The organism is Halomonas sp. HK25, assembly GCF_047795635.1.
Taxonomy (GTDB): Bacteria; Pseudomonadota; Gammaproteobacteria; order Pseudomonadales; family Halomonadaceae; genus Halomonas.
Genome location: NZ_CP181044.1, coordinates 3,508,870 through 3,525,441, shown reverse-complemented (window position 1 = coordinate 3,525,441; position 16,572 = coordinate 3,508,870). Strand labels below are relative to the sequence as shown.

The following is a 16,572-nucleotide window of genomic DNA, read 5'->3' as shown; positions in this document are numbered from 1 at the left end:
AGAATATGATCTTTTATGGCACGCTGATCGCAATACTCTTGGTGAGCAACGGAGACGGTTCATTACGGCTCGAACCGTCTTCGACCGCCAAGGGAGGCGGGCAAACACTGCCCTGTGCGCCCGGCTCCCGAAGCGGTCAGCGTCTGCTCCTAGCGATGTGTGACTCAAGGTTGCGATGAGACGGGTACCGACGTAGTCAGGGACGTGTACCACAAGGGGCAAGGATGCCCTGGCAAGGATGCCTCTCCCCCTCAGGGGGGATCGAATCGCGCAGCATCGCCATCGGTCCGGCCGAGGCGGTGGTGCCAGGAACGAAGCAGGGCGGTGGATCAGGCGATGGTCTGCCACCCACATGTGGAGCCAGCCCCTGTCGGCGAAGGGATCCATATGGCTTCGGGGCCTTCGGGCCCATGGGAAGCGCGTCGAGTGTATCGGTCAGGCGGTCCTCGGCTCTCCTTCCAGACCCTTCAGTTCCCTGCGTACTTGGGCCGGCTCTGCCGGCCCTTTTTTTTCCGCCGGGCCGAGGGGTCGCGGGAAGCACGGTGCCGCGTCGGCTGGCAGAACTCTGGTATCCTAAGGTCAAGAAGATGGCGGTATCTCCTGCTTTTCTGCCACTCACCATCCTGCAAAGAATGCTGGATATGACCATCCGTGTGACGCGTCGTTGGCGCCCCCGCTCGCTGTTTCAACTCGTCCTTCTCGCCTTCCTGGTGGTGATGTTGCCGCTTGGCGTGCTGATGTTCCAGGCCGGCCAGGCGCTCACTGAGCTGTCGCGCCTGGCCGATGTCAGCGCCCGCCAGGCGGTGGAGGAGACCCGCCGCGCGCGTACCCTCGGGGCCCTGGCGCTGGAGATGGAGCGCAGTGCCCGCCAGTATGCGGTGGTGGAGCAGGAGAGCCTGCTTGAGATCTACGCCGAGCGCCTCGAGGAGTATCGGGCCGTCCTCGCGCAGCAACGGGAGCTGCTCGGCGAGGAGCGCGATGTGGCGGTGCTGGAGCGCCAGCTCGAGACGCTGGAGCGGTTGCCCGACCTGCCCATGGAGGCGTTCCAGGAACAACTGGTGCTGTTTCCCGCTTTCGCCGAACGCACCGAGGCGATACGGCGCGCCACCAACCGACACATCGACAGCCGCATCGAGGCCATTCGCGAACGCGCCGAGGCGGTGCAGGCGCGGCTATGGCTGCAGACTGCGGCGCTGGTCTCGGCGAGCCTTGTTCTGATGCTGCTCTTCTCCTGGTTGATCATCCGGCCGGTGCGCCAGCTGGAGCGGCGCATCCTCGGCATCGGCAGCGGGGCCCCCCGCGATGCGGTTCGATCCGTGCAGGGCCCGGCCGAGCTGGTTCAGCTCGACGAACGCCTCGACTGGCTCGCCTCGCGGCTGGATGAGCTCGAGGCCGAGAAGCAGCAGTTCCTGCGCCATATGTCCCATGAACTCAAGACCCCCCTGGCCAGCGTACGCGAGGGGTCGGCGCTGCTCGCCGACGGCGTGGCCGGCGAGCTCACCCCGCGCCAGCTCGAAGTCCTCGAGCTGATCGACGCCAGCGGCGCCGAACTGCAGCGGCTGATCGAGCAGCTGCTCGACTACAACCTGCTGCAGCACAACCGCCAGGTCACCCCGGAGGGACTCGATATCGCCGTCGTGGTCAGGGAGGTGCTGGCCAAGCACCGCCTGGCGTTGGCCAACAAGGGCATGACGGTCAGCTGCTTCGATGGCCCGCTGGAGTGGTCGCTGGATCGTACCGCCACCGCGCGGATCCTGGACAACCTGGTGTCCAATGCCATCGCCTACGGCGCGGATGGTGGCGAACTGGAGATCCGTGCCCGGTGCCGCCGGGATCGACTGGTACTGGAGGTGGCCAACAGCGGCGAGCCCATTGCCGAAGCGGACCGCCCCCGGCTGTTCGAGGCCTTCTACCAGGGCAGCACTCGGCGCAAGGGGCCGCTGAAGGGCTCCGGCATCGGTCTCTCGGTGGCCTTCGATTGCGCCCGGCTTCAGAGTGGCCTGCTAGAGCTGGTGGAGGATCCCCGGCTGGCGGTCTGCTTCCGGCTGACGCTGCCGCTGCGGATGCCTGCCGCCGAACTTTCCCATTCCCGGATGCCCGCTCTGGAGGCGGGCCACCATGCAAGGAACTGACGCCATGCGACTACGCCCCCTGCTGGCCTGCGCGATCGGCCTGTGGCTGGCCGGCTGTGAGCTGCTTCCGGAGTCGCCCTTTGCCCAGCCGTCGCGACCCGCGCTCAGCGTGGCGTCGTCGTCGGCCAGCGGCTGTCAGGCCGAGATTCCCGGCTTCGCCGACGAGGCATGTCTGCTGCATGACTGGGTAGCCTTCGGTCTCGCCTCACAGCGCGGCGATCGCGCCTGGCGCGACGCCATGCTTACCCGGCTCCAGGGCAGTGCCGCCGAGCGCCGCCTGGCGCGGGCCGTGGCCCTGGCCTGGGGCAGCGAGGGCCAGTGGGATCAGGCAGCGGACCTCTACAAGGCCGATCTGGCCGCGGCGCCGGTGGCATTGCAGCCGCTGCTGCGGTATTGGCTGAACGAGCTGGAAGGACGTCGCTCCATGGCCGGTCGCCTGGAGAGTGTCCGCGGGGAACTGGCCGGTACCGAGCAACGCCGCGCGGCGCTGGAAGAGAAGAACACCGCCCTGGCCGAGAAGCTCGAGGCGCTCACCGCCATCGAGCAGAGCATCAACCTTCGACAGCAGACCGAATGACAGGAGAACGACGTGAAGCACGCCACCTCCCTGCATCTGCAGGCCCACGCCCAGGGCGCCCGAACGGCGGGCAGTACGGCATCGGGCCCGCGCGGCGCGGCCGGCCCGCATATCCTGCTGGTGGATGACGACGTCAGCCTGCTCAAGCTACTGGGTATGCGCCTGGAGAGCCGCGGCTTCCGGGTCACCACCGCCGAGAGCGGCCGCGAGGCGCTCAAGGCCCTGGAGCTGGATCGCCCGGAGCTGGTGTTGACCGACCTGCGCATGGACGAGATGGACGGCCTGGCACTGTTCCAGGAGGTGCAGCGCCAGGCACCGGGGTTGCCGGTGATCCTGCTCACCGCCCACGGCTCGATCCCCGATGCGGTCAGCGCCACCCGCCAGGGGGTGTTCAGCTTCCTTACCAAGCCGGTGGACCGCGACGAGCTGTTTGCCGCCATCGATGATGCACTGGCTCAGGCGCCGGGGCCCGCCCTCGAGGGCGACGACGCCTGGCGCGCCGAGATCATCACCCGAAGCCCGGTGATGGAGCGGATTCTCGAACAGGCGCGCATGGTGGCCAGTTCCGATGTCAGCGTGCTGGTCACCGGTGCTTCCGGCTCCGGCAAGGAGCTTCTGGCCAATGCCATTCACCGGGTGAGCCGCCGCGCCGACAAGCCCTTCGTGGCAATCAACTGTGGCGCGCTACCGGAGCAACTGCTCGAGAGTGAGCTGTTTGGCCACGCCAAGGGCGCCTTCACCGGCGCGGTAAGCGAGCACAAGGGCCTGTTCCAGGCCGCCGATGGGGGCACCCTGTTCCTCGACGAGATCGGCGACATGCCGCTGCCGCTGCAGGTGAAGCTGCTGCGTGCCCTGCAGGAGCGCCAGATCCGTCCACTGGGCTCCACCCAGTCGACCCCCATCGATGTGCGCATCATCTCGGCCACCCACCGCGACCTTGACCGTGCCATGCGCGAGGGAGAGTTCCGCGAGGACCTCTACTACCGCCTCAACGTGGTCAACCTGCGCCTGCCGGCCCTCAAGGAACGCGCCGAGGATGTACCGCTGCTGGCCAAGCACCTGGTGGCCAAGGCAGCGGAGCGTCACAAGCCCTTCGTCAAGGGCTTCTCGCCGGAGGCGCTCAACCTGCTGGCCGCCAGCGCCTGGCCCGGCAATGTGCGTCAGCTGGTCAACGTGGTGGAGCAGTGCGTGGCGCTGACCAGCACGGCGATGATTCCCGAGGCGCTGGTGTCCCAGGCCCTGATCGCCGAGGACAGCGCCCTGCCCACCTTCAATGACGCCCGGGCCGCCTTCGAGCGCAGCTACCTGATCAAGGTGCTCAAGATCACTGAGGGCAATGTCACCCAGGCGGCGCGCATCGCCGGGCGCAATCGTACCGACTTCTACAAGCTGCTGGGGCGCCACGACCTGGAGCCCGGCGCCTTCAAGCCGGGCGCCCGCGTCGCCGAGGAGTAGCGCCGGGCATTGCTGACCCGCGCAACGAAAGACGCCCCCTGCCGGGAGCAGGGAGCGTCAGGCGCGGCGGCCGGACGGCCCCGTGGGCCGTCGGCGGCGTTAGTTGGGTAGTTTGGCCTTGCGCAGGTAGGGAAAGACCTTCTCGATATCTCCGAACTTGGCCTTGGCGTCCTCGTCGGACAGCGACAGCGGGACGATCACGTCCTGCCCCAAGGTCCAGTCTGCGGGGGTAGCCACCCCGACGCCGTTGGCGGTCTGCAGGGCATCGAGGGCGCGCAGTACCTCGGCGAAGTTGCGGCCGACGTTCATCGGGTAGGTCATGGAAAGCTTGAGCTTCTTGTCCGGCCCGATGATGAACACGGCGCGCACGGTGGCGCTGTCATCCGGGGTGCGGCCGTCCGGCAGATAGGCGTCGGCGGGCAGCATGTCGAACAGCTTGGCGACCTTCAGGTCCTCGTCGGCGATGATCGGGAAGCCGACATCACAGCCCGCATAGGTGGCGATGTCGTTGATCCACTGCTTGTGCTCTTCCACGCCATCCACCGAGATGCCGATCACCTTGGTGCCGCGCTTCTGCCACTCGGCGTTGAGCCTGGCGACGGCGCCGAATTCGGTGGTGCAGACCGGCGTGAAGTCCTTGGGGTGGGAGAACAGGATGGCCCAGCTGTCGCCGATCCAGTCGTGGAAGCGAATGGGGCCCTGGCTGGTGTCGGCTTCGAAATCCGGTACGACATCATTGATACGCAGTGACATGGTATGACTCCTTGCTGGCTGGGACAGGCCTCCGTCCGACGTGGCGAGGTGCCTGGGGGCGAGGACCTATCGGGTACTATGGTGCCGCTTGAGATGGTCTACGACCAGTGGCGGTTCGAGACAAGCTTAAGAATTTCTTTTTGGAATATCTATATTCCAAAATCTATCGAGTTGATCGAGTTCTCTCCCGCGGCGTGGTGTCGCGGGTGTCGGCGCGGATCACCCTGAGGTCGAGACGCCCCTCTCCCAGGCGGGCGCTGAGCGCCTGGCCGGGCACGACGTCCGCCGCCCCGCGCACCACCTGGCCCCGGGTGTCTTCCAGAATGGCGTAGCCGCGCCCCAGCACCGCCAGGGGGCTTACCGCCTGCAGCTCTCGCGCCACCGCCGCCAGCTGCTGGCGGTGGCCCGCCAGCTGTCGGGGCATGGCAGTGTGCAGCCGCGACCTGGCCCGCGCGAGGCGCTCGCCTGCCTCCTTCAAGCCCCGTGCCGGCGCGTGGGCGGCCAGGCGGGTGGCCAGCTGGTGCTGGTGACGACGCTCGGCCTCGAGGCGTCCGGCAAGGGCGCGGGTCAGTCGCCCCTGCAGCAGGCCCAGCGCCTCGCGGCGGCGCACCAGCACCTCGCCGGGATGGCGCAGCCGGGCGCGCAGGTGGTCGAGCCGCTGGGCCTCGCGCTCCAGGCGCCCCTCGGCGCCGCGGCCCAGGCGTGCTTCCAGCGCCCCGAGGCGGCGAGCCAGCTCGCGCCGGTCCGGCACCAGCTGTTCGGCAGCGGCCGAGGGCGTCGGCGCACGGGCGTCGGCGGCGAAGTCGGCCAGGGTCACGTCCACCTCGTGTCCCACCGCGGACATCACCGGGAGGCGCGAATGGAAGATCGCCCGGGCCAGATGCTCGTCGTTGAAGGCCCACAGGTCCTCCAGGCTGCCGCCGCCGCGGGTGATCAGGATGGCATCGCGGCTCGGGTCCAGCGCCGGCTGGCGATTGAGCAGCCCCAGTGCCGCGATCAGCGCCGGCGCCGCCTCGCGGCCCTGCACCGGCACCGGGATCAGGGTGATGTGGGCCAGCGGCCAGCGCGCCGCCAGTACCGCCAGCACGTCGCGGATTGCCGCGCCGGTGGGCGAGGTGAGCACCAGCAGGTGGCGGGGCGGGCAGGGCAGGGGCCTGGCGTTGGCAAACACCCCCTCCGCGGCGAGCTTCGCCTTGAGCCGTTCGAAGGCGGCCAGCAATTCGCCGACCCCGGCCGCCTGAACGGCCTCGGCGATCAGCTGGTAGTCGCCACGGGGCTCGAAGATCGACAGCCTTCCTCGCACCCGCACACGATCGCCGTCTCGCATGGGAGCGGCCACGAAGCGGGCGCGGGTTCGAAATAGCGCGCAGCGCAGCTGGGCCTGGTCGTCCTTGAGGGTGAAGTAGAGGTGGCCGGAGCTCGGCCGCGACACCCCGGAGAGCTCGCCCTCCACCCACAGCTCGCCGAAGTCCCGCTCCAGGGTCTGGCGGGCGCGGTGGTTCACTTCGCTGACGGAGAGGGCGTCGGTGGCGGCGGGCATGGACTCGGCTCCTGGGGTTGGCGCCCTTAGCCTACCATGCCGCCGGTGGCCCTATGGCGCCCGACCCGAGCCCCTTGACGCAGCGCCGCCGGGCGCGGAGCCCGGCGGCGATTTGGCGGCGGCAAGTGGCGTTGGCGGGAAGGCGAATCAGTCGTCGGCGCCCACCGCGTCACGTGCCGCTTCCCAGGCCCGCCGGGCATTTTTGCGAGTAGTTTCCCAGGCGTGCTCGGCCCCTTCCTGGGTGGTCTGCCAGGCGCTCTCGGCGCCCTCCTGGGTCTGCAGCCAGGCCTCTCGGGAGCGTTCGCGGGCCCGCTCCCACCAGTCGTCGTTGTAGACCGGATAGCCAGCTAGCTCTTCGGCACTGGCCTCCAGCATCACGCGGTGCTCGGTCTCACCATCGTCATCGACGTGGGTGATGAGGGTGAACCGGCCCGACTCGACGATGAATTCCCGGCCACCCAGCCCCAGCACGCTGCCGCTCTCGATCACCAGGGCGGTGACCTGCATCGCCTCGTCGAAGAGGATGTCCTCGACCTCGCCGACGCGCTCATCCGGGTCGCTGGTCAGGTAGGCGTCGGCGTCGAGGATGTCCTCGGCGGAGTAGAGACCCTGGGGCTCGTAGGCCGGCTGGGCCTGGGCGCCGAGGGCAAGGCCGCCGGCCAGGACGGCGATGGCGAGTGCCTGTTTGCGCATGATTCTCTCCTTGGGCGCTTGATTCCGTATGTGTTCAGTTCAAATCAGGAAGAGAGGGTCAGAGGTCCCGCGCCCAGTTGTCGGCCTGCTTTTCGGCCTCTTCGCGAGCCAGCCCATACTTCTGCTGGAGTTTGCCGATGAGTTGCTCGCGCTTTCCGGCAACCTGGTCAAGCTCATCATCGGTCAGCTCGCCCCAGCTGGAGCGGGCTTTACCCTTCACTTCCTTCCACTTGCCTTCGACCTGATCCCAGTTCATGACACGCTCCTTCCTTCAGAGGGGGGGAGTCCCGAAGCACCGCTCGGGACCATTTGCAGCATAGTTCACGGCGGCTGAGCGCGAGGGTAATGACATGATGCCTAATGTAACGGCCGGTAAGCCAATTCGGCACGCTGAAACCACTCCCCCCCTGGATGACGTCACCCCCCCTTGGCCGCTATAATGGGGGATTAACTTTCTCCCTCCCCTCCAGCTCACTGGGTGTTGCCGCTTATGCTCCGTATGGCCCAAGAAGCGCTTACGTTCGACGACGTACTGCTCGTTCCCGGCTACTCCGAGGTCCTGCCCAAGGACGTCAGCCTCCGGACCCGCCTGACCCGCGACCTGTTCCTCAACATTCCCCTGGTCTCCGCGGCCATGGATACCGTGACCGAGGCCCGCCTGGCCATCGCCATGGCCCAGGAAGGCGGCATCGGCATCATCCACAAGAACATGACCATCGCCCACCAGGCCGCCGAGGTGCGCAAGGTCAAGAAGCACGAGAGTGTCATCGTCAAGGACCCGGTGACCGTGGGTCCCAAGGCCAAGCTGGAAGACCTGCTGGCCATGGCCCAGGAGCATGGCTTCAGCGGCTTCCCGGTGGTGGAAGGCGAGGCCCTGGTGGGCATCGTCACCGAGCGTGACATGCGTTTCCAGCCCAACCACGGCGACAGCGTCTCCGACATCATGACCCCACGCGATCGCCTGGTGACGGTGACCGAGGGCACCGACCTTGCCGTCATCAAGGGCAAGATGCAGGAACACCGTGTCGAGAAGATGCTGGTGGTGGATGATCGCTTCCACCTGCGCGGTCTGGTCACCTTCAAGGACATCGAAAAGGCACGCACCTTCCCCCTGGCTGCCAAGGACGCCGATGGCCGCCTGCTGGTCGGCGCCGCGGTGGGCACCGGCGCCGAGACGCCCGACCGCGTGGCTGCACTGGTCGAGGCCGGCGTGGACGTGATCATCGTCGATACCGCCCATGGTCACTCCAGGGGCGTGATCGACCGGGTGCGCTGGATGAAGGAAGCCTTCCCGCAGATCCAGGTGGTGGGCGGCAACATCGCCACCGCCGAGGCGGCGAAGGACCTGGCAGAGGCCGGTGCCGACGGCGTCAAGGTGGGCATCGGCCCCGGTTCCATCTGCACCACCCGAATCGTCGCCGGCGTGGGTGTGCCGCAGATCACCGCGGTCTCCAACGTCGCCGCGGCGCTCGAGCCCTACGACATCCCGCTGATCGCCGATGGCGGCGTGCGTTTCTCCGGCGACCTGGCCAAGGCGATTGCCGCCGGGGCCAGCTGCGTGATGGTCGGCGGCCTGCTGGCCGGCACCGAAGAGGCCCCGGGCGAGGTCGAGCTGTTCCAGGGTCGCACCTACAAGGCCTACCGCGGTATGGGCTCTATGGGCGCCATGGCCCAGAGTCAGGGCAGCGCCGATCGCTACTTCCAGGACAAGAACGCCGGCGCCGAGAAGCTGGTACCGGAAGGCATCGAGGGCCGCGTGCCCTACAAGGGCATGATGAGCGCCATCGTTCACCAGCTGATGGGCGGCCTGCGCGCCTCCATGGGCTACACCGGCTGCACCGATATCCAGCAGATGCGCACTCGGCCGCAGTTCGTGCAGATCACCGGGGCCGGCTTCAACGAGTCCCATGTGCACGACGTGCAGATCACCAAGGAAGCCCCGAACTACCGGGCGGGTTAACCCAAGCTTGAAGCCGGAAGCTTGAAGCTGGAAGTGGCCGCGCCGCTTCCAGCTTTCGTGTTTCCGGGCCCCTGCCTCTCAAAGGAAAGGCCCCATGACCGATATTCACGCCCACAAGATTCTGATCCTCGACTTCGGCTCCCAGTACACTCAGCTGATCGCCCGCCGGGTGCGCGAGATCGGCGTCTATTCCGAGGTCCGCGCCTTTGACATCACCGAGGCCGAGATCCGCGAGTACGCTCCCAGCGGCATCATCCTCGCCGGTGGCCCGGAATCCGTCACCGAGCTGGGCTCGCCCCGTGCGCCCCAGTGCGTGTTCGAGATGGACCTGCCGGTGCTGGGCATCTGCTACGGCATGCAGACCATGGCCGAGCAGCTCGGTGGCGCCGTCGAGGGCTCCCATGTTCACGAGTTCGGCTACGCCCAGATCCGTGTCGATGAGGAGACCGCGCTGTTCCGCGACATCTCCGACCACATCGACCACGACACCGGCAAGAGCCTGCTCGATGTCTGGATGAGCCACGGCGACAAGGTGGCCCGGGTGCCTGCCGAGTTCTCCGTCACCGCCTCCACCCCGAGCTGCCCCATCGCCGCCATGGCCTGGGAGGAGAAGCGCTTCTACGGGGTGCAGTTCCACCCCGAGGTGACCCACACCCTGCAGGGCCAGCGCATCCTCGAGCACTTCGTGCTGGAGATCTGTGGCGCCGAGCGTCTCTGGACCCCGGCACAGATCATCGAGGACCAGATCGCCCGCGTGCGCGAGCAGGTGGGCGACCGCCACGTGCTGCTCGGCCTCTCCGGCGGTGTCGACTCCTCGGTGGTGGCGGCCCTGCTGCACAAGGCGATCGGCGACCAGCTGACCTGCGTGTTCGTCGACAATGGCTTGCTGCGCAAGGCCGAGGGCGACCAGGTGATGGAGACCTTTGCCCGGCATATGGGTGTGAAGGTGATCCGCGTCGACGCCGAGGCGCTGTTCCTCGGCAAGCTCGAGGGCGTTGCCGACCCGGAAGCCAAGCGCAAGGCGATCGGCAACACCTTCATCGACGTCTTCGATCAGGAAGCCAGCAAGATCGAGGGCGTGGAGTTCCTGGCCCAGGGCACCATCTACCCGGACGTGATCGAGTCCGCCGCCAGCAAGACCGGCAAGGCCCACGTGATCAAGTCCCACCACAACGTGGGTGGCCTGCCCGAGACCATGAAGCTCACGCTGGTGGAGCCGCTGCGTGAGCTGTTCAAGGACGAGGTGCGCAAGCTGGGCCTCGAGCTCGGCCTGCCCTACGACATGGTCTACCGCCACCCCTTCCCGGGGCCGGGCCTGGGCGTGCGCATCCTCGGCGAGGTGAAGAAGGAGTACGCCGACATCCTGCGCGAGGCCGACGCCATCTTCATCGAGGAGTTGCACAACTCCGGCTGGTACCACAAGACCAGCCAGGCCTTCGCCGTCTTCCTGCCGGTCAAATCGGTCGGCGTGGTCGGCGACGCCCGCCGCTACGAGTGGGTCATCGCCCTGCGCGCCGTGGAGACCATCGACTTCATGACCGCCCGCTGGGCCCACCTGCCCTACGAGCTCCTGGAAACGGTCTCCAACCGCATCATCAACGAGATCACCGGCGTCTCCCGCGTGACCTACGATGTCAGCAGCAAGCCGCCCGCGACGATCGAGTGGGAGTGAGACCTGCCGCCTTGCCAGTCTTCAGGAAACCCGCCCCCGTGGCGGGTTTCCTGTTTCTGGGGTATCGGTCACTGGCCTGGGCGCCTGTGGCTCGCTGCCTCGGCAAGCGGCAGGCAACGCCGACGACTTTGTCGGACTGCTATGGTGTAGCTAATCGAGAAGGGGGATCCCATCAGGAGGACCCGTGATGGAACAGCGCATCAGTCTGATCACCCTGGGCGTCGGGGATCTGGCGCGGGCGCGGCGCTTCTATGAGGAGGGGTTGGGCTGGGAGGTGGGCCTGGCGGTGGAGGGCGAGGTGGTCTTCTTCCAGCTCAACGGGCTGATCCTGTCGCTCTATTCCCGCGCCGCCCTGGCACGTGATGCCGGGGTGGGGGGTGAGAGCGGCGGCTTCGCCGGCATCGCCCTGGCCCACAATGTGCGCTCGGAGCCCGAAGTGGATCTCGTGCTGAGCGAAACGGAGCGGGCTGGCGGGCGGATCGTCAAGCCCGCTAGCCGGGCGGAGTGGGGCGGCTACTCCGGCTATTTCGCCGACCCCGACGGTCACCTCTGGGAGGTGGCGTACAACCCCGCCTTTCCCATCGATGCCGAGGGCAATACCCGGCTCGGCTAAATGTCCCGGCTCAAAGCCGCGACCAATGAAGGAGAGGCCCTCGTCGGTTCAAGCCTGGCCAACCGACCACCGCTCAGGCAGCTTGCTACAGTTGTTCTGCAGCCGCTGCTGCAACCTCTCCAGCAGCGTCTGCTCCGTGCCGTGATGGGCCTTGGCACCCAGTGTGGCGAGGGTACTGTCGATCGCTGACGGCATGCGTTCGGCGAGTTCGAGCCCCTGACGCAGGAAGTAGCGTGGTTGGAACCGCATCGAACGAGCTAGCGCTTCGAGGTGTGGACGATCGATGCTGCCGGGCCGAACTTCACCACTGATGCAAAACGCGAAGCGGCGCGAGAGGCCGCTATACAGTGTCGTGCTCATCAGGTCGTAGAACGGCGCCAGCCGTGGGCCTTCATCAGCGTAGAGGATGGCAAGGTTCTTGGCGTGACTGTCGTTGTTGCCGATCAGCAGGTTGAAGAAGAACCAGGCGATCAGCCGCTGCAAATCCTTTGCCGGTGTGCCGACCTCCTGCAGGAGGTCACGGCAGCGCGCCAGACCGGGGCCGCCATCGCTTTCGTACTTGATCAGCGAGGGCGTGCCGGCGAGCTGGCAGAAGTCGAGCTGATGCAGGCGCCGCAGCCCGCCCTGTTCGTCGGGAACCCTGTCGTATCGACGAACGAGGCAGGCGCGGGTGTCGGGTTGGTAGCCGGCCTCCGCGACGTCGAGCCCGAGTTCGGCGGCCAGCCGCATGCAGAAGGTCTCGTTGATGGCGGTGGACCATACCCCTCTCAGGCCACGAATGTCCGGCTTGAGGATATGGCTGGAAGGCGCCGATCCCTCCGGTATGGCGGGGCTTCCGTCTCCCTGCACCATCAGCAGCAGCTTGTCCTGGGCGCCGGCTAACGAGATTCGCGCCTCTTCGCCCTGTTGCGAGAGCAGAGGGCCTTGTTCCCCGTGCTGCAGCTGTTTCGCCAGGGCTTCCCAACTGGTGGGCCGATACTGCGGCGGCGCCGGAGACTCGCCCGGTGGCAGCAGGGTAAAGCCGCTGGCCGTGTCACCGCCGATGGCTTTCAGCAGCCCGAAAACGGTCGTGGTGTGGTGGCGAAGCTCCAGATGGTGGCGCAGGTCGCCTTCCGGCAGCAGGTTCTCGAAGTAGGCCAGCACGTCATCGCCAAGGTGAGCGTGCTGCGTGAGGGGTAGAGAGGTCGAGAGGCTGACCGCATCGGGGTGTTCCCGCCACGCCGGAACATACTCGAAGCGCAGCGGTTGAGCGTCATAAAGGCGGCCAACGTGCGTGTCGCCGTAGTACACCTCCAGGGTATCGTCACTGGCCATGGCGGTTGCCATCCTTGCGCCGCACAACGACCTCGAGCCCCATCAGGTCCAGCACGTCCAATACCTTCTGCAGCTGCAGGGTCGGCTTGCCTCGCTCCAGGTCCACGATGAAGCGATTGCCGGTGCCGGCGAGGCCGGCCAGGTCGATCTGTAGCAGCCCCTGCTCGACGCGTAGCTGGCGCACCAGCTTTCCCAGTTCGTTGCTGTGGCGAATGGTGGCGGCCAGGGGGGCGGGGGAGTCGTTGGAGGGCATGGGAGCTCAAATGTGATTACCGTTCGGTAATTCTAGGCGAGGTTACGACGATCTGTCACGAAGGAATTACCGCTCGGGAACTATCAAAGCCGTTAAGACGCGACTGCCGATCAAAATTACTGAGCGGTAATCAATGAGGGAGGCTTTCGCGTCCGGCGCCGTCGGGGCACCATGCCTTGAAAGCCTTCGATGGAACCTTGCCATGATTCGACTCCATCACAGCGTCAGCGCCCGCTCCTTCCGCCCCCTCTGGCTGCTCGAGGAGCTGGGGCTGCCCTATGAACTGGTGATGCACGCCTTCCCGCCCCGGGTTCATGACGAGGCCTTCCTCGAGATCAACCCGCTGGGCACGGTGCCTGCCTTCTTCGACGGCGAGGTGGCCATGACCGAGTCCGCGGCCATCTGCCAGTACCTCGCCTCCCGCCGCCCCGAGGTGGGGCTGGAGGTGGCGCCGGACGATCCGGCCTATGGCGACTACCTCAACTTCCTGCACTTCGGCGAGGCTACCCTGACCTTTCCCCAGACCCTGGTGCTGCGCTATGGCCACTTCGAGCCGCCGGAGCGGCGCCAGCCCCAGGTGGTGGAGGACTATGCCCGCTGGTGCCTCTCGCGGCTGCGCACCCTGGAGCCACGCCTGCAGCGCGAGCCCTTTCTGTGTGCCGGGCGCTTCACCGCTGCCGATGTCTCGGTGGGCTATGCGCTGCTGCTGGCCAGCCATATCGGCCTGAGCGAGCGCTTCAAGCCCGCCGTGGCCACCTACTGGGAGCGCCTGCAGCAGCGCGCGGCCTTCCAGCGCGCCCTGGCCGCTGAGCGCGAGGCGGCCCTGGCCCAGGGCATCTCGCCCGAGCCGGCGATGGAGGTGGGCAAGCAGGACTAGGCTCGCGGCGATCAGCGCCAGCCCATCAGCCAGGTCTCGTCATCCTTGAGGGCCTGCCAGGGTAGGGTGGTCTCGCGGCGGGTGTAGACGGCCTCGAGGATCACCGCGACCACGGTCTCCTCCTCGTCGCGCTCGAGCGCCGTCACCAGGAAATGCTTCTCCTTGTTGTGGGGCCGCGCCGCGGTCCACTTGCTGTGGTGCAGCTTCTCGGGGTTGATGGCGTTCATGGCGTCTCTCCTCGGGAACCCCTGCATGACCTGGTTCAGAGCCGTACCAGCATCTTGCCGGTGTTGGTGCCCTCGAACAGGGCCAGGAAGGCGTCCGGCGTGCGCTCGAGCCCTTCCTCGACGGTCTCCGCGTAGTCGACCTCGCCCTTGGCGATCAGCGGGCCGACCTCTTCCAGGAAGCGCGGATAGTCGGCCCAGTGGTCGAAGATGATGAAGCCCTGCATGCGCAGTCGCCGAATCAGCACCATGGCCAGGTTGCTCGGTCCCGGTGCCGGCCCCTCGGCGTTGTAGCGGGCGATCATCCCGCACACAGCGATGCGCCCGCCGGTGCGCAGGGTATTGAGGGCCGCCTCCAGGCAGACACCGCCGACGTTCTCGTAATAGACGTCGAAGCCCTCCGGGCAGGCCGCCTTGAGCGCCTCGGTCAGCTGCTCGGCGTCCCGGTTGCGGTAGCTCACCGCCTTGATGCCGTGGGACTCCAACCACTCAAGCTTCTCGGGCGCCCCAGCGATGCCCACCACGGTGCCGCCCCGGGCCTTGGCCAGCTGCACGGCCAGCGAGCCCACCGCACCGCTGGCGGCGCTGACCAGGACGTTATCGCCATCGCGCATCTCGGCGATCCGGTTCAGGCCCGTCCAGGCGGTCATGCCCGGCATGCCGAGCACGCCGAGGTAGGCCTGCTCGGGGACCGGGATGTCCGGCAGGGACTCCACCTGCTCGCCCGGCAGTTGGGCGATGTCCCGCCAACCGGCCATGTGCCGGACCTTCTCGCCCACGGCCAGGCGCGCATCCCCCGATTCGATCACCTCGCCCACCGCGGCGCCTTCCAGCGGCTTGCCGATGACGAAGGGGTCGATGTAGGTCTTCACGCCGCTCATGCGCCCACGCATGTAGGGATCCACAGACAGCCAGGTGTTGCGGATGCGTACCTCGCCCTCGGCCAGGTCGGGTAGCTCGGCCTCTCGCAATTCGAACAGCTCGCGCCCCGGGGTGCCCTGGGGAACGTCGTTGATGGTGAAGTAGCGTGACTGCATGGTGTCCTTCCTTCGCGTGACGGGCAGACCGCCAGTCTAGGACAGGGGGTAGCGCGCAGGCCAATCACGCGCAGCGGAGAAGACGTAATCGCCGGTCCGGCGGGGTGGGCAGCATCCAGCGAGGCGGGGCGCAGGTAGCTGACCCGCAGCTGATTCCCGGAGAACACAAAAAAGGGCAGGAAGATGTTGTGGTCGCAGTAGCCATCAAGTGTGGCGGCCGAACGAGAACAGCCCGGCGAGGGGATGGTCGCGCCCCTCGATCAGGGCCCGCAGCAGCCCGGCGCCCAGCATGCTGTAGCTGATGCCGTTGCCGCCGTAGGCCATGGCGAAGTGGACCCGGGGGCCGTACTGTTCGTGTGGGCCGAAGAAGGGCAGGCCGTCCTCGGTCTCGGCGAAGGTGCCGCCCCAGGAGAAGGTGGGATTGAGCGAGAGATGGGGGAAAAGGGTTTTCACCTGCTTGACCAGGGTCTTGGCCTTCTTGCCCACCCGCTTGTCACGCCGTGAGGGGATGTCGATGTCGTCGTCCTCTCCGCCGACTATCAGGCGACCGTCTCCGGTCGTGCGCATGTAAAGGTAAGGGCGTGCCGACTCCCAGATCATGGTCGAGGCCAACGGCCCCAACTCCCCGAGAGCGATGGGATCGGTGACGAAGGCATAGCTGCTGCGGTTTTTGGCCACCTTCTGGTCGAGCCAGCTCTGGGACTCGTAACCGGCTGCCATGACCAGATGCTCGCAGTTCAGGGATATCGCGTCGGAGGTGGTCAGGGTCACCTGTGTCGTGCCGGAATGGATGTCGGTGATCTCGGTGCGATCGAATACCCGGCCGCCATCCGCCACGAGGCGGCCGAACAGCTTGTATGCCATGCGATAAGGGTCCAGTCTCGCTGCCAGATGGGTCAGGATGGCGCAGGGTGCCTCGAAGCCGAAGCGCGTCCGGATGTCGTCACACTCCAGCCAATCGGCGGCGAAACCGTGGTGTCGTCGCAGTTCGAATTCCCGTCGCAGTCTGTCGGCATCGGCTTGCTCGCTGGCGTAATAGAGGCTCTGCTGCCTGCCGAAATCCACATCACCGACCTCCTCTGTCAGAGACTCGATGTCCCGGATGGCCTGAGCACAGCCCTGATAGGCCCGAACGGCCCCGGTTTCGCCCACGATCTCGGCGAGCTCGGTCAAGTGGGTGTCGATCTCGTACTGCAGCAGGGCGGTGCTGGCCGCCGAGCTTCCCCAGCCGATATCCCGCCGCTCGATCACCACGACATCGTGCCCGTGCCGGGCGAGCTCGTTGGCGATCAAGGCACCGGTGATGCCGCCGCCGATCACCGCGACCTCGCAGCGGGTGTCCTGGCCGAGCCGGGGGAATGCCTGCATCAGGCCATTCTTGACGGCCCAGAAGGGGTAACCGCTCTTGAGGTCCATGGGCATCTCTACCTGCGGGTGGTGGACGATGTCTGACCGGCTTAGTGTAGGAGCTG

The 16,572-nt window shown here is 66.9% G+C and carries 16 protein-coding genes; 7 read left to right on the top strand and 9 right to left on the bottom strand.

Translation table 11 applies throughout. The features are described from left to right. The first annotated feature begins 641 nt into the window (after nucleotides 1-641). From ACM26W_RS16595 to glrR, 3 genes are all read left to right on the top strand, one after another. Nucleotides 642-2,132 (top strand): ATP-binding protein, encoded by a 1,491-nt coding sequence (locus tag ACM26W_RS16595; protein WP_416138084.1) that lies wholly within the window; start codon nucleotides 642-644, stop codon nucleotides 2,130-2,132. Between the two features lie 4 nt (nucleotides 2,133-2,136). Continuing rightward, nucleotides 2,137-2,709, top strand: a complete 573-nt coding sequence (locus ACM26W_RS16590; protein ID WP_416138083.1) for a hypothetical protein — start codon at nucleotides 2,137-2,139, stop codon at nucleotides 2,707-2,709. A 111-nt stretch (nucleotides 2,710-2,820) separates the two neighbouring features. Then, on the top strand, nucleotides 2,821-4,164 hold the full coding sequence (gene glrR, locus ACM26W_RS16585) for a two-component system response regulator GlrR (RefSeq protein ID WP_416140912.1): 1,344 nt from the start codon (nucleotides 2,821-2,823) through the stop codon (nucleotides 4,162-4,164). Nucleotides 4,165-4,263: 99 nt separating this feature from the next. Here glrR and ACM26W_RS16580 read toward each other — a convergent pair whose 3' ends face one another. From ACM26W_RS16580 to ACM26W_RS16565, 4 genes are all read right to left on the bottom strand, one after another. Beyond that, nucleotides 4,264-4,917 carry a peroxiredoxin gene (locus tag ACM26W_RS16580; RefSeq protein WP_416138082.1) on the bottom strand — a complete coding sequence of 218 codons (654 nt, stop codon included), beginning with the start codon at nucleotides 4,915-4,917 and terminating at the stop codon, nucleotides 4,264-4,266. 163 nt (nucleotides 4,918-5,080) lie between these two features. Beyond that, nucleotides 5,081-6,457 (bottom strand): exodeoxyribonuclease VII large subunit, encoded by a 1,377-nt coding sequence (gene xseA / locus ACM26W_RS16575; RefSeq protein ID WP_416138081.1) that lies wholly within the window; start codon nucleotides 6,455-6,457, stop codon nucleotides 5,081-5,083. 147 nt (nucleotides 6,458-6,604) lie between these two features. After that, on the bottom strand, nucleotides 6,605-7,150 hold the full coding sequence (locus tag ACM26W_RS16570) for a PRC-barrel domain-containing protein (protein ID WP_416138080.1): 546 nt from the start codon (nucleotides 7,148-7,150) through the stop codon (nucleotides 6,605-6,607). A gap of 58 nt (nucleotides 7,151-7,208) precedes the next feature. After that, nucleotides 7,209-7,406, bottom strand: a complete 198-nt coding sequence (locus tag ACM26W_RS16565; protein WP_416138079.1) for a CsbD family protein — start codon at nucleotides 7,404-7,406, stop codon at nucleotides 7,209-7,211. Between the two features lie 234 nt (nucleotides 7,407-7,640). Here ACM26W_RS16565 and guaB point away from each other — a divergent pair, with 234 nt between their 5' ends. The 3 genes from guaB to ACM26W_RS16550 all read left to right on the top strand — a co-directional run bounded on the left by guaB (nucleotide 7,641) and on the right by ACM26W_RS16550 (nucleotide 11,395). After that, the gene (guaB, locus tag ACM26W_RS16560) at nucleotides 7,641-9,110 is read left to right on the top strand and encodes an IMP dehydrogenase (protein WP_416138078.1); all 1,470 of its coding nucleotides are present in this window, start codon (nucleotides 7,641-7,643) and stop codon (nucleotides 9,108-9,110) included. 94 nt (nucleotides 9,111-9,204) lie between these two features. Beyond that, nucleotides 9,205-10,782 carry a glutamine-hydrolyzing GMP synthase gene (gene guaA, locus ACM26W_RS16555; RefSeq protein WP_416138077.1) on the top strand — a complete coding sequence of 526 codons (1,578 nt, stop codon included), beginning with the start codon at nucleotides 9,205-9,207 and terminating at the stop codon, nucleotides 10,780-10,782. Nucleotides 10,783-10,969: 187 nt separating this feature from the next. After that, on the top strand, nucleotides 10,970-11,395 hold the full coding sequence (locus tag ACM26W_RS16550) for a VOC family protein (protein WP_416138076.1): 426 nt from the start codon (nucleotides 10,970-10,972) through the stop codon (nucleotides 11,393-11,395). Nucleotides 11,396-11,443: 48 nt separating this feature from the next. Here ACM26W_RS16550 and ACM26W_RS16545 read toward each other — a convergent pair whose 3' ends face one another. After that, the gene (locus ACM26W_RS16545) at nucleotides 11,444-12,709 is read right to left on the bottom strand and encodes a type II toxin-antitoxin system HipA family toxin (RefSeq protein ID WP_416138075.1); all 1,266 of its coding nucleotides are present in this window, start codon (nucleotides 12,707-12,709) and stop codon (nucleotides 11,444-11,446) included. Next, nucleotides 12,699-12,962: a helix-turn-helix transcriptional regulator gene (locus ACM26W_RS16540; protein WP_416138074.1), complete on the bottom strand. Its 264-nt coding sequence runs from the start codon at nucleotides 12,960-12,962 to the stop codon at nucleotides 12,699-12,701. The genes ACM26W_RS16545 and ACM26W_RS16540 overlap by 11 nt, the downstream gene beginning before the upstream one ends. Before the next feature lie 202 nt (nucleotides 12,963-13,164). Here ACM26W_RS16540 and ACM26W_RS16535 point away from each other — a divergent pair, with 202 nt between their 5' ends. Next, a complete protein-coding gene (locus ACM26W_RS16535; RefSeq protein ID WP_416138073.1) occupies nucleotides 13,165-13,839 on the top strand; it encodes a glutathione S-transferase family protein in 675 nt (224 codons plus the stop codon). Between the two features lie 11 nt (nucleotides 13,840-13,850). Here ACM26W_RS16535 and ACM26W_RS16530 read toward each other — a convergent pair whose 3' ends face one another. The 3 genes from ACM26W_RS16530 to ACM26W_RS16520 form a co-directional block, all read right to left on the bottom strand. After that, a complete protein-coding gene (locus ACM26W_RS16530; RefSeq protein ID WP_416138072.1) occupies nucleotides 13,851-14,066 on the bottom strand; it encodes a TIGR02450 family Trp-rich protein in 216 nt (71 codons plus the stop codon). 35 nt (nucleotides 14,067-14,101) lie between these two features. Next, nucleotides 14,102-15,100, bottom strand: coding sequence for an NADP-dependent oxidoreductase (locus tag ACM26W_RS16525; RefSeq protein ID WP_416138071.1), 999 nt, complete (start codon nucleotides 15,098-15,100; stop codon nucleotides 14,102-14,104). Between the two features lie 204 nt (nucleotides 15,101-15,304). Further along, nucleotides 15,305-16,516, bottom strand: a complete 1,212-nt coding sequence (locus ACM26W_RS16520) for an NAD(P)/FAD-dependent oxidoreductase (RefSeq protein ID WP_416138070.1) — start codon at nucleotides 16,514-16,516, stop codon at nucleotides 15,305-15,307. Nucleotides 16,517-16,572: the final 56 nt, after the last annotated feature.